The organism is Pseudomonas sp. B22(2017), assembly GCF_002113105.1.
In the GTDB taxonomy this organism is placed as follows: Bacteria; Pseudomonadota; Gammaproteobacteria; order Pseudomonadales; family Pseudomonadaceae; genus Aquipseudomonas; species Aquipseudomonas asiatica.
Genome location: NZ_NEJN01000006.1, coordinates 58,174 through 70,569 on the forward strand (window position 1 = coordinate 58,174; position 12,396 = coordinate 70,569).

Here is a 12,396-nt window from a genome sequence, read left to right on the forward strand (position 1 = left end):
AAGTTCGGTTTGCCGAATGCGGCTGTCGGCATTCTCACTTATTTTCCAGGTACAGGCCACAAGCGTCCGGCCAAGTCAACGAAGGCAGGCGGGCGCCCTTGAGCTTTTCCAACACAGTTAGTGGAGAGATCACCTTGGTAGAGTACGTAGTTTCCCTCGATAAGCTCGGCGTCCATGATGTGGAGCATGTGGGGGGCAAGAACGCATCCCTGGGCGAGATGATCAGCAACCTCGCAGGTGCTGGTGTATCGGTGCCGGGCGGCTTTGCCACTACGGCGCAGGCGTACCGCGATTTTCTCGAACAGAGTGGTCTCAACGACCGTATCCATGCCGCGCTCGACGCACTCGATGTGGATGACATCAACGCCCTGACCAAGACCGGCGCGCAGATTCGCCAGTGGGTCATGGAAGCCGACTTCCCGGCACGTCTGGATTCGGAAATCCGTACGGCCTTCGCCGAAATGGCTGCCGGCAACGACAACATGGCCGTTGCCGTGCGTTCCTCGGCCACCGCCGAAGACCTGCCGGACGCCTCGTTCGCCGGCCAACAGGAAACCTTCCTCAACATCCGCGGCGTCGACAACGTGATCCGCGCGGCCAAGGAAGTGTTCGCCTCGCTGTTCAACGACCGTGCCATCGCCTACCGCGTGCACCAGGGCTTCGACCACAAGCTGGTGGCCCTGTCCGCCGGCGTGCAGCGCATGGTCCGCTCCGAAACCGGCACCGCCGGCGTCATGTTCACCCTCGACACCGAGTCGGGCTTCCGCGACGTGGTGTTCATCACCGGCGCCTACGGCCTGGGCGAAACCGTGGTGCAGGGTGCGGTCAACCCTGACGAATTCTACGTGCACAAGAACACCCTGCAGGCAGGCCGCCCGGCCATCCTGCGCCGCAACCTGGGCAGCAAGGCGATCAAGATGGTCTATGGCGAAGAAGCCAAGGCCGGCCGTTCGGTCAAGACCGTCGAAGTGGACCGCGCCGAGCGCGCGCGCTTCTGCCTGACCGATGCCGAGGTCAGCGAGCTGGCCAAGCAGGCCATGATCATCGAGCAGCACTACCAGCGCCCGATGGACATCGAATGGGCCAAGGACGGTGACGACGGCAAGCTGTACATCGTCCAGGCGCGCCCCGAGACGGTGAAGAGCCGCTCCAGCGCCAACGTCATGGAACGCTACCTGCTGAAAGAAAAAGGCACCGTTCTGGTCGAAGGCCGCGCCATTGGCCAGCGCATCGGCGCCGGCAAGGTCCGCGTGATCAACGACGTATCGGAAATGGACAAGGTCCAGCCGGGCGACGTGCTGGTCTCCGACATGACCGACCCGGACTGGGAACCGGTGATGAAGCGCGCCAGCGCCATCGTCACCAACCGTGGCGGGCGTACCTGCCACGCGGCGATCATCGCCCGTGAGCTGGGCATCCCGGCTGTGGTCGGTTGCGGCAACGCCACCCAGGTGCTGAAAGACGGCCAGGGTGTGACCGTGTCCTGTGCCGAAGGCGACACCGGCTTCATCTTCGAGGGCGAGCTGGGCTTCGACGTCAAGCAGAACTCGGTCGACGCCATGCCCGACCTGCCGTTCAAGATCATGATGAACGTCGGCAACCCGGACCGTGCGTTCGATTTCGCCCAGTTGCCCAACGCCGGTGTCGGCCTGGCGCGCCTGGAGTTCATCATCAACCGCATGATCGGCGTGCACCCCAAGGCACTGCTGAACTACGCCGGCCTGCCAGCCGACCTGAAGGACAGCGTCGACAAGCGCATCGCCGGCTACAACGACCCGGTCGGCTTCTACGTCGAGAAGCTGGTCGAAGGCATCAGCACCCTGGCTGCGGCCTTCTACCCGAAAAAGGTCATCGTGCGCCTGTCGGACTTCAAGTCCAACGAGTACGCCAACCTGATCGGCGGCAAGCTGTACGAGCCGGAAGAAGAAAACCCGATGCTGGGCTTCCGTGGCGCTTCGCGCTACATCAGCGAATCGTTCCGTGACTGCTTCGAGCTCGAGTGCCGTGCGCTCAAGCGCGTGCGCAACGAGATGGGCCTGACCAACGTCGAGATCATGGTGCCGTTCGTACGCACCCTGGGTGAAGCCAGCCAGGTCGTCGACCTGCTTGCCGAAAACGGCCTGGCCCGCGGCGACAACGGCCTGCGCGTGATCATGATGTGCGAACTGCCGTCCAACGCCATCCTCGCCGAAGAGTTCCTGGAGTACTTCGACGGCTTCTCGATCGGCTCCAACGACCTGACCCAGCTGACCCTGGGCCTGGACCGTGACTCGGGCATCATCGCCCATCTGTTCGACGAGCGTAACCCTGCGGTGAAGAAGCTGCTGGCCAACGCCATTGCCGCGTGCAACAAGGCTGGCAAGTACATCGGCATCTGCGGCCAGGGCCCGTCGGACCACCCGGACCTGGCCAAGTGGCTGATGGAGCAGGGTATCGACAGCGTGTCGCTGAACCCGGACTCGGTACTCGAAACCTGGTTCTACCTGGCTGAAGGCCAGGGCGCGGTCTGATGCAGTAAAACGCGGGGGTACGTCTGGCGTACCCCCGCCTGGTTTTTTCCAGGGCGAGCTCCAGCAATGGATCCCGCCCTTTTTTGTGCACCAAGCAACCTTATGCAAAGCAGCAGCACTCTATTCCCCGTGGCCCTGCTCAGTGCCGAACGCCGCGGCGACCTCAGCGAAGACGTGTACCGGATCAAGGCCGGCAACAGCCCTGACCCCAGCGTCGAGCTGGCTGTCACCCGCCTGGGGCTGGCCGATCAGGGCCAGGCCCAGGGCGTACCGGTCATTCTCCTGCACGGCAGCTTCTCCAACCGCCGCTTCTGGTATTCCCCCAAAGGGGTTGGCCTGGGCGCCTATCTCGCCCGCGCCGGCTTCGATGTGTGGATCCCGGAAATGCGCGGCCATGGCCTGTCGCCGCGCAACCATGACTGGAAGCACAACAGCGTTGCCGCCTATGCCCGCGATGACCTGCCGCTGATTGCCGCGTTCGTGCGCGAGCAGTCGGGCCAGACGCCGCACTGGGTCGGCCATTCCCTGGGCGGCACGACCCTGGCGGCAGCGCTGGGCGGTGGTTTTCTGGCTGCCGAACAGGTGGCCAGCGTGGCGCTGTTCGGTACCCAGATCAGCCGCGTGTACTGGCCGCTGAAGGTGCCACCGCTGGCCTGGGGGGCCAAGCTGCTGCTCAAGCGCTGGGGGCAGATTTCCGGGCCGCGTTTCAAACGTGGGCCGGAGGATGAGCCGATCGGCCTGGCCCTGGAAAGCATGCGCTGGCATGGCCTGTTTGGGCGCTTTGGCGACAAACAGAGCGACTGGTGGGCGGGGCTGGCCAAGGTGGATGTGCCGCTGCTGGCCGTGGCTGGTGCGGGGGACTTCCAGGACCCGGTGTGGGCCTGCCGCAAGCTGTTCGAGCAATTTGGCGGTGAGCGCAAGCAGTTTCTGCGGCTGGGGCTCGAGGAAGGCTTCGACGCTTTCGGGCATGTCGACATGCTGGTGAGCAAGGCCGCGCAGGTGCAGGTGTGGCCGCTGGTGGAGCGTTGGCTGCGGGATCCACTGGTGCCGGTGCATGAATCCACGGTGGTGGCGGAGCCTGTGCCCGCCAGTTGATTCTGCTGTATCTGTACTGGCCCTATCGCCGGCAAGCCAGCTCCCACAGGAGTACCACTAGCCTGAAGCCAGCGGGGTCCTGTGGGAGCTGGCTTGCCGGCGATAGGGCCGGTACAGGCAAAACATGACCGTTCGGTCCTGGATGACTGCAACGGGCTCTACGGTGTAGCCTTGGCCGATACCCGCTTTCGTTGTGACTGACAGGAGCTTCCCATGCAGCATTACGTTACGCCCGACCTGTGTGATGCCTACCCGGACCTGGTGCAGGTGCTGGAACCGATGTTCAGCAATTTCGGCGGCCGCGATTCGTTCGGCGGCCAGATCGTCACCATCAAGTGCTTCGAAGACAACTCGCTGGTCAAGGAGCAGGTCGAGCTCGATGGCAAGGGCAAGGTCCTGGTCGTCGATGGTGGCGGCTCGCTGCGTCGCGCACTGCTCGGCGACATGCTTGCCGAAAAGGCTGCCAAGAACGGTTGGGAAGGCCTGGTGATCTACGGCTGTGTGCGTGACGTCGACGTGCTGATCCAGACCGACGTCGGCGTGCAGGCCCTGGCCAGCCACCCGATGAAGACCGACAAGCGCGGCATCGGCGACCTCAACGTGCCAGTGACCTTCGCCGGGGTGACCTTCCGCCCGGGCGAGTATGTGTATGCCGACAACAATGGCGTGCTGGTCTCGCCAAGCCCGTTGAAAATGCCTGAGTAAGGCGCCGCCCGCGCTGATGGAGCTTTGATGTTCGAGGAAGACAACGCGCAGTGGGGGCTGGTGCACGCCCTGGTGCTCGATGGCAAAGGTGGCGCGCGCTCGATTGCCCGTACCGAACTGGACGACCTGCAGCTGCAACCCGAGCAAAGCCTGTGGCTGCACTGGGATCGCAGCCATCCGCAAACCCGCACCTGGCTGCTGCACGACAGCGGCCTGAGCGCGTTCGCCTGCGAGCTGCTGCTGGAAGAAAACACCCGGCCGCGCCTGCTGCCCATGGCCGATGAACAGTTGTTGCTGTTCCTGCGTGGGGTCAACCTCAACCCGGGTGCAGAGCCTGAAGACATGGTCTCGGTGCGTATCTTTGCCGAGGCGCAGCGGGTTATCTCGCTGCGCCTGCGGCCGCTGCGCGCCAGTGACGAGATTCTCCAGCAGCTGGAAGAGGGCAGGGGCCCGAAATCGGCTTCCGAGCTGTTGCTGCTGATGGGCGAACTGCTCACCGAAAAGGTTCAGGGCCTGGTCAGCGACCTGTCCGAACTGGCCGACATTGAGGAAGAAAAGGTTGAATCCGACGAACGGTATACCCCGGAGAACGGCAGCCTGCAGCAGATCCGCCGGCGTGCCGCCGGTCTGCGGCGTTTTCTTGCCCCGCAGCGGGAAATCTACGCCCAGTTGTCGCGCAGCAAATGGAGCTGGTTCGCCGATGCCGATGCCGATTACTGGAACGAGCTGAACAACAGCCTCATCCGCTACCTCGAAGAGCTGGAACTGACCCGCGAACGTGCCGCGCTGGTGCTGGAAAGCCAGGATCGCCGGCGTAGCGAGCGCATGAACCGCACCATGTACCGCTTCGGCATCATCACCTGCATCTTCCTGCCCATGAGCTTCATCACCGGGCTGCTGGGCATCAATGTCGGCGGCATCCCCGGGGCGGAAAACCCCTATGGTTTCCTGTTCGCCTGCATCGTCGTGCTGGGGCTTGCGGTGGGGCAGTGGTGGCTGTTTCGGCGGTTGCGGTGGGTATAGATGCTCATTGACCTGCACCGGCCCTATCGCCGGCAAGCCAGCTCCCACAGGTACACCACAGGTTTCAAGGCTTGTGGTACCCCTGTGGGAGCTGGCTTGCCGGCGATAGGGCCAGTGCAGGCAAGCGTCATTCATTTTGAAACACTCGTCCCAATGCGATGTGTGACCCATCGACCGGCCATCTCGTCTCTGACTGACACTGCGCGAGGTGCCCATGCACGATCCGTTTGAAGAATCCCTGCGCGACCTGCTCAAGGCGTCCCCCTCCGGCAATGACCGGGACGACCGGGACGACGCCGCTTGCCTGGGTCGCGTGCTGAAAACCGCCAACCGCCAGGTTGGCGCGGGCGATCTGTTCAGCCTGCTTGGCCGCTGGAGCCAGGCGCTGCTGATCGCCGTGAACAATGGCGCGGCGCATGTTGCGCCGGTGCGTCGACACTCTTCCCGCAACGCTGCCAACGGCAGCAAAGCAGATAAGGCCGATTGAATATGGAACTCGATCTCTGGACCCAGAGCCTGGTCACCGCCATGACTGCCCTTTGGACCAAGGTAGCGAACTTCATCCCCAACCTGTTTGGCGCGCTGGTCGTGGTGCTGCTCGGTTTCGTGGTGGCCAAGCTGCTCGACACGCTGCTGTCCAAACTGCTGGCCAAGTTCGGCCTGGACCGCCTGATGGCCGGCACCGGCCTGACCAAGATGCTCGGCCGGGTCGGCATCCAGGTACCCATCTCCACCCTGATCGGCAAGATCGTCTACTGGTTCGTGCTGCTCATCTTCCTGGTCTCGGCCGCAGAGTCGCTGGGCCTGGAGCGGGTTTCGGCAACCCTCGACATGCTTGCCCTTTACCTGCCGAAGGTGTTCGGCGCAGCCCTGGTGCTGCTGGCCGGCGTGCTGCTGGCCCAGGTGGCCAACGGCCTGGTACGCGGCGCTGCCGAAGGCATCGGCCTGGAATACTCGGCAGGCCTGGGGCGTATCACCCAAGGCCTGGTGATCATCATCAGCATCTCGGTGGCCATCAGCCAGCTGGAGGTGAAAACCGACCTGCTGAACCATGTGATCGTGATCGGGCTGATTACCGTTGGTCTGGCCGTTGCGTTGGCAATGGGCCTCGGTAGCCGCGAAATCGCTGGGCAGATCCTGGCCGGCATCTACGTGCGCGAACTTTATCAGGTGGGCCAGCAGGTCCGAATTGGAGAGGTCGAAGGGCACATCGAGGAAATCGGTACGGTCAAGACGACGCTGCTGACCGATGATGGCGAACTGGTGTCGCTGTCCAATCGCGAGTTGCTTGAGCAGCGAGTCAATAGCCGCTAACCGCACAAAGCTGTTAATGTATGCCGCCGCGAAAATCGACCCACGGGGTCGCGCGGCGACATTGACCTGACTGTCGGCCAGATCCGTTTTGAATAAAGTTCATTCGCCGCCCATGCGTTATGACCCCCGCGAGCTCACCGACGAAGAGTTGGTGGCGCGTTCGCATGAAGAGCTGTACCACGTTACCCGCGCCTATGAGGAGCTCATGCGGCGCTACCAACGGACCCTGTTCAACGTCTGTGCACGTTATCTGGGGAACGACCGTGACGCGGACGATGTCTGTCAGGAAGTCATGTTGAAAGTGCTGTACGGGCTGAAGAACTTCGAGGGTAAGTCCAAGTTCAAGACCTGGCTCTACAGCATCACCTACAACGAATGCATTACCCAGTACCGCAAGGAGCGCCGTAAACGTCGGCTGATGGATGCCTTGAGTCTGGACCCTGTCGAAGAGGCGTCCGAAGACAAGGCTCCGAAGCCGGAAGAAAAAGGCGGGCTGGACAAATGGCTGGTGCATGTGAACCCGATTGACCGGGAAATCCTGGTGCTGCGTTTTGTCGCAGAGCTGGAATTTCAGGAAATTGCCGACATCATGCACATGGGCCTGAGCGCGACAAAAATGCGCTACAAGCGCGCGCTAGACAAGCTTCGGGAGAAATTTGCCGGCCTCGATGAAACTTAGTGGCGTGCAAATATCTCTAACGAACCGGCGAGTTCTGCTAGACTTGCCGTCGAGTTGTCCCCCTTGTTTGTGGTGGGACTGCTTAACTATCACCAGATGGGGATTTAACGGATGAAATTGAAAAACACCTTGGGCTTGGCCATTGGCTCGCTCGTCGCTGCTACTTCGTTCGGCGTTCTGGCTCAAGGCCAAGGCGCTGTGGAAATCGAAGGCAACGTTACCAAGCAGTACTACGACAGCGAACGTAACTTCAAGAACGACGGCACCAATCCTGGTGTTCGCCTGGGCTACTTCCTGACCGACGACGTTTCCCTGGACCTCGGCTACAACGAGACCCACAACGCTCGTGGTGAAGTCTTCAACAAAGACATCAAAGGTTCCAAGGCCAAGCTCGACGCTACCTACCACTTCGGTACCGTTGGCGACGCTCTGCGTCCGTACGTTTCCGCCGGTTTCGCTCACGAGAGCCTGGGCCAGGCCACTCGTAGCGGCCGCGACCACTCCACCTTCGCCAACGTTGGCGCTGGCGCCAAGTGGTACATCACCGACATGTTCTTCGCCCGTGCTGGCGTAGAAGCCATGTACAACATCGACAACGGCAACACCGAGTGGGGCCCGACCGTTGGTGTTGGTCTGAACTTCGGCGGTAGCCCGAAGCAAGCTGAAGTCGCTCCGGCCCCAGTTGCCGAAGTGTGCTCCGACTCCGACAACGACGGCGTTTGCGACAACGTCGACAAGTGCCCTGACACCCCGGCCAACGTTACCGTTGACGCTGATGGCTGCCCGGCTGTTGCCGAAGTCGTTCGCGTTGAGCTGGACGTCAAGTTCGACTTCGACAAGTCGGTCGTCAAGCCAAACAGCTACGGCGACATCAAGAACCTGGCTGACTTCATGAAGCAGTACCCACAGACCACCACCACCGTGGAAGGTCACACTGACTCCGTCGGCCCAGACGCTTACAACCAGAAGCTGTCCGAGCGTCGTGCCAACGCTGTCAAGCAGGTCCTGACCCAGCAGTACGGCGTAGAATCCAGCCGTGTTGATTCGGTTGGCTACGGCGAAACCCGTCCGGTTGCCGACAACGCCACCGAAGAAGGCCGCGCTGTCAACCGTCGCGTTGAAGCTCAGGTAGAAGCCCAGGCCAAGTAATTGGTTTGAAGCTTCATGAAAAACCCGGCTTCGGCCGGGTTTTTCTTTGCCTGGGATTTATCCGGTCTCAAAGCCTGCACAATGCCTGTAGGAGCAGCCTTGCGCTGCGAAGAGGCCATTACAGCAACAGAATACCATTGCCCTTACCGGCCTCTTCGCAGCGCAAGGCTGCTCCTACAGGGATGGCGTTCAGCCCGCGACTGCGATCAGCCCCAGGGCCTGCTGTTCCCCAACCACCTCCCCAATCACCAAAATCGCCGGGCTACGCAAGCCAAACCCCCGCGCATCCTCGACCATCCCCCGCACATCGCTCCTGCATTCCCGCTGCTGCGGCAACGAGGCATTCTCGATCATCGCCACCGGCGTCGCCGGTGCCATGCCCCCGTCCAGTAACCCTTGGCGCACCTGCTCCAGCCTGGCCACGCCCATGTACACCACCAGGGTCGTCCCGCCCTGGGCCAAGGCCGCCCAGTTCAGTTCGCTGTCGTCCTGGGTATGTGCCGTGACCAGCGTCACGCCCCGGCTCACACCCCGTGAGGTCAGGGAAATCCCGCATTGCGTGGCGCCGGCCAGGCCGGCGGTAATGCCATTGACCACTTCTACCTCGATGCCATGCCCCTGCAGCCACAGCGCCTCTTCACCGCCACGGCCGAAGATGCACGGGTCGCCGCCCTTGAGCCGGACCACGCAGCGCCCTTGCCGCGCATGGCGCAGCATCAGGCGCTGGATGAATGCCTGCGGTGTGGAGCGGCAGCCGCCGCGCTTGCCCACGGCAATCACCCGGGCCTGTGGGCAATGCTCCAGCACCGCCGGGTTGACCAGGTCGTCGATCATCACCACAGCGGCTTGCTGCAATGCGCGTACAGCCTTGAGGGTGAGCAGTTCGGGGTCGCCAGGACCAGCACCAACCAGCCAGACTTTCGCATTCATCAGGGTTTCCTCATCGGCAAGGTGCGTTCAGCCCTTGAGCAGGGTGAGCAGCAATATCAGGTTGAACAGCAAGGACAGCAGGGCCAGGGTGCGCCAGACCTTCAACGGTTCGCGCTCCAGCAACGGCCGGGGCCGGCTAGGCAGTTCCTGGCGGTCGCCACGTTCGAGCAGCAGTAGCCAGTGTTCGGCGGTTTCGAAGCGCTGCGCCGGGTCGGCTGCCAGTGCCTGCTGCAGGTTGTGCTGCAGCCATTCCGGCAGGTCAGGGCGGTAGCGCGCGGCGTTGACCGGCTGGCCGAAGCGTGGGCGCTGGAAGGCCTCCACCTCGCCGTAGGGGTAATGCCCGGTCAGCAGGTGATACAACGTCACACCCACGGCATACAGGTCCTGGCGTGGGTTGGGCGGCTGGCCGTCGAACGCTTCCGGGGCAATGTATGACGGCGTACCCGGCAACTCGTGCAGCGGGTCTTCGGACAGGCCCGGGCAGTAGGCCAGGCCGAAGTCCAGCAGGCGCAGCTGGCCATCGCTGCCCAGGTGCAGGTTCTCTGGCTTGATGTCGCGGTGCAGCAGGTTGCGCCGGTGCAGTACGCCGACCGCCTGCAACAGTTGCCGGGCCAGCTCCAGCCACTGCGGCATGGGCAGCGGGCCATGCTCGGCCAGCAGCGCCGCCAGGCTCTGGCCGGGGTATTCGCGCATCACGTAATATAGGTGCTGGCGCTGGCTGGCGGTGTGCAGCTCGGGGAAGTGCCGGCCAGCGACCCGGCGCAGGAACCATTCTTCCAGCAACAGCCCTTGCGCCGCACCGGGCTCCTGCCCGCGCGCGGGTGGCAGTGTCTTCAGCAGCCAGGCTCGGCCCTGACCATCGCGCACCCGGTACAGCAGCGACTGGCGGCTTTGCGAAAGCAGCTTTTCGGCTTGCCAGCCATCGATTACCTGGCCTTCACGCAATGGGCCGGGCACCGGCCATTGCTGCAGTTGCGCCAGGGTGTCACCCAGGTTGGCAGTGCCCAATTGCTCGACCTGCACCAGCAAGGCACTGGCGTTGTCCTGGCTGCCGTTCAGGTGCGCGCTGGCGACCAGGGTATCGACGGCCAGTTGCAGGTCGGGTTGCTCGCGCAGCACCGCCTGGATGTGCTGGTCGCCCAGGCTGGACCATACGCCATCGCTCAACAACAGGAAGCTCTCGCCCGGCTGCAGCTCGCCTTCCAGGTAATCCACCAGCAGGTGCTGGTCCAGGCCCAGCGCGCGCTTCAGTACATGCTGCATGCCAGGCTGGTCCCATACGTGATCTTCGCTCAGGCATTGCAGGCGCCCGGCGTGCCAGCGGTACACGCGGCAGTCTCCCACATGGGCCAGGGTAAAGCGTCGGCCGCGCAGCACCAGCGCGCTGAGGGTGGTCAGCAGTGGCTGGCCACTGCCTTGGGCGCGCAGCCAGCGGTTTTGCGCCAGCAGCAGGCGGTCCAGTGCCTGGGCCACGCTCCAGGTCGCGGGGGTGGCGTAGTAGTCCAGGGCCAGCGCCTGCAGGCTGGCACGGGCTGCCAGGCCGCCATCGGCACATTGGCTGACGCCGTCGGCGAGGGCGAACAGGTAGCCTTTGCTGGCGGCCAGCTCCGGCGCCGGGGTAACCAGGCGCAGGGCGTCCTGGTTTTCCTCGCGCGGCCCGGTGGCGCTGGCCTGGGCAAAGTTCAGTTGCAGGCTCATGGCTGTGCCTCAGACCCGTGCCGCGGTAACCGCAGCCGAGCCCCAGGTGGTGCGCCAGCGCTGTTTCACGCCGTGCAGGCCGAACCAGGCCAGCAAGCCCAGGCTGGCGAACAGCCACAGCCCCAGTTGGTAATCACCGGTGTGCTGCTTGATGGTGCCAAGCCCGGCGGCCAGCAGGAAGCCTCCGATGCCGCCGGCCATGCCGATCAGCCCGGTCATCACGCCGATCTCCTGGCGGAAGCGTTGCGGCACAAGCTGGAACACCGCGCCATTGCCGGCCCCCAGGCCGAGCATGGCGCTGACGAACAGGGCCAGTGCGGCGGCGGCGCTAGGCAGGTTGAAGCCGACTGCAGCGATGCAGATGGCCGCCACGCTGTACATGCCCAGCAGGGTGCGGATGCCGCCGAAGCGGTCGGCCAGGGCGCCGCCGAGCGGGCGCATCAGGCTGCCGGCGAACACGCAGGCAGCGGTGTAGTAGCCGGCGGTGACCGGGCTCAGGCCATACTGGTCGCTGAAATAGCCGGGCAGGGCGCTGGCCAGGCCGATGAAGCCGCCGAAGGTGACGCTGTAGAAGAACATGAACCACCAGCTGTCACGGTCGCCCAGGGCCTTGAGGTAGTCGGCCATGGCTTTTGGCTTGGGCCGCTGCGGAGCATTGCGTGCCAGCAGGGCGAACACCAACAGGGCCAGCGACAGCGGGATCAGCGCGAAGCCGAACACGTTGTTCCAGCCAAAGCCCGCAGCCAGCGCCGGGGCCAGCAGGGCGGCGAACACTGTGCCGGAGTTGCCGGCACCTGCAATGCCCATGGCTTTGCCTTGGTGCTGTGGCGGGTACCATTGCGAGGCCAGCGGCAGTGACACAGCGAACGAAGCGCCGGCAAAGCCGAGGAACACGCCCAGCAGCAGCGCTTGTTCATAGCTGCGCACGCCCAGGTGCCAGGCAGCGGCGAGGGCGACGATGACCACCACCTGGCCGATCAGCCCGGCGGTCTTGGGCGACAGGCGGTCGACCAGCACGCCCATGGCGAAGCGCAGGATCGCCCCGGCCAGGATCGGCGTGGCCACCATCAGGCCCCGTTGTTGTGCACTCAGCTGCAGATCGGCGGCAATCTGCACCGCCAATGGGCCAAGCAGGTACCAGACCATGAAGCTGAGGTCGAAGTACAGGAACGCGGCGAACAGCGTGGGCACATGCCCGGATTTCCAGAAGCTGGTACTCATCGAACACCTCACTCGGCAATGCAACGGAACGAAAAAGACGCCGCTACCCGCTCCACGTAGGTGGAGGGGAGA

Annotated in this window: 11 protein-coding genes; 8 read left to right on the forward strand and 3 right to left on the reverse strand. The window is 63.6% G+C overall.

Features of this window, described 5'->3' with window-relative positions:
• The first annotated feature begins 134 nt into the window (after positions 1–134).
• The 8 genes from ppsA (at position 135) to CAG18_RS14860 (ending at position 8,475) form a co-directional block, all read left to right on the forward strand.
• The gene (ppsA, locus tag CAG18_RS14825; RefSeq protein ID WP_015269493.1) at positions 135–2,510 is read left to right on the forward strand and encodes a phosphoenolpyruvate synthase; all 2,376 of its coding nucleotides are present in this window, start codon (positions 135–137) and stop codon (positions 2,508–2,510) included.
• Positions 2,511–2,612: 102 nt separating this feature from the next.
• Positions 2,613–3,605 carry an alpha/beta fold hydrolase gene (locus tag CAG18_RS14830; protein ID WP_235891299.1) on the forward strand — a complete coding sequence of 331 codons (993 nt, stop codon included), beginning with the start codon at positions 2,613–2,615 and terminating at the stop codon, positions 3,603–3,605.
• 213 nt (positions 3,606–3,818) lie between these two features.
• The gene (rraA, locus tag CAG18_RS14835) at positions 3,819–4,310 is read left to right on the forward strand and encodes a ribonuclease E activity regulator RraA (RefSeq protein WP_015269495.1); all 492 of its coding nucleotides are present in this window, start codon (positions 3,819–3,821) and stop codon (positions 4,308–4,310) included.
• 27 nt (positions 4,311–4,337) lie between these two features.
• Positions 4,338–5,333 carry a zinc transporter ZntB gene (locus CAG18_RS14840; protein WP_013971669.1) on the forward strand — a complete coding sequence of 332 codons (996 nt, stop codon included), beginning with the start codon at positions 4,338–4,340 and terminating at the stop codon, positions 5,331–5,333.
• 214 nt (positions 5,334–5,547) lie between these two features.
• Positions 5,548–5,820, forward strand: a complete 273-nt coding sequence (locus CAG18_RS14845; RefSeq protein WP_004376140.1) for a hypothetical protein — start codon at positions 5,548–5,550, stop codon at positions 5,818–5,820.
• A 2-nt stretch (positions 5,821–5,822) separates the two neighbouring features.
• Positions 5,823–6,647 (forward strand): mechanosensitive ion channel domain-containing protein, encoded by an 825-nt coding sequence (locus CAG18_RS14850; protein ID WP_004376138.1) that lies wholly within the window; start codon positions 5,823–5,825, stop codon positions 6,645–6,647.
• A 112-nt stretch (positions 6,648–6,759) separates the two neighbouring features.
• Complete coding sequence (gene sigX, locus CAG18_RS14855; RefSeq protein ID WP_003248665.1) at positions 6,760–7,326, forward strand: RNA polymerase sigma factor SigX; 567 nt, start codon at positions 6,760–6,762, stop codon at positions 7,324–7,326.
• A gap of 111 nt (positions 7,327–7,437) precedes the next feature.
• Positions 7,438–8,475: an OmpA family protein gene (locus CAG18_RS14860; protein WP_004376136.1), complete on the forward strand. Its 1,038-nt coding sequence runs from the start codon at positions 7,438–7,440 to the stop codon at positions 8,473–8,475.
• 189 nt (positions 8,476–8,664) lie between these two features.
• Here the strand turns inward: CAG18_RS14860 and cobA are convergent, their stop codons facing one another.
• Genes cobA through CAG18_RS14875 form a run of 3 tightly spaced genes read right to left on the reverse strand, consistent with a single transcriptional unit; the run spans position 8,665 to position 12,324 of the window.
• On the reverse strand, positions 8,665–9,405 hold the full coding sequence (gene cobA / locus CAG18_RS14865; RefSeq protein ID WP_054573504.1) for a uroporphyrinogen-III C-methyltransferase: 741 nt from the start codon (positions 9,403–9,405) through the stop codon (positions 8,665–8,667).
• 27 nt (positions 9,406–9,432) lie between these two features.
• Positions 9,433–11,103 carry a bifunctional protein-serine/threonine kinase/phosphatase gene (locus tag CAG18_RS14870; RefSeq protein ID WP_085721114.1) on the reverse strand — a complete coding sequence of 557 codons (1,671 nt, stop codon included), beginning with the start codon at positions 11,101–11,103 and terminating at the stop codon, positions 9,433–9,435.
• 9 nt (positions 11,104–11,112) lie between these two features.
• Positions 11,113–12,324, reverse strand: a complete 1,212-nt coding sequence (locus tag CAG18_RS14875) for a NarK/NasA family nitrate transporter (RefSeq protein WP_054573503.1) — start codon at positions 12,322–12,324, stop codon at positions 11,113–11,115.
• Positions 12,325–12,396 lie beyond the last annotated feature (72 nt).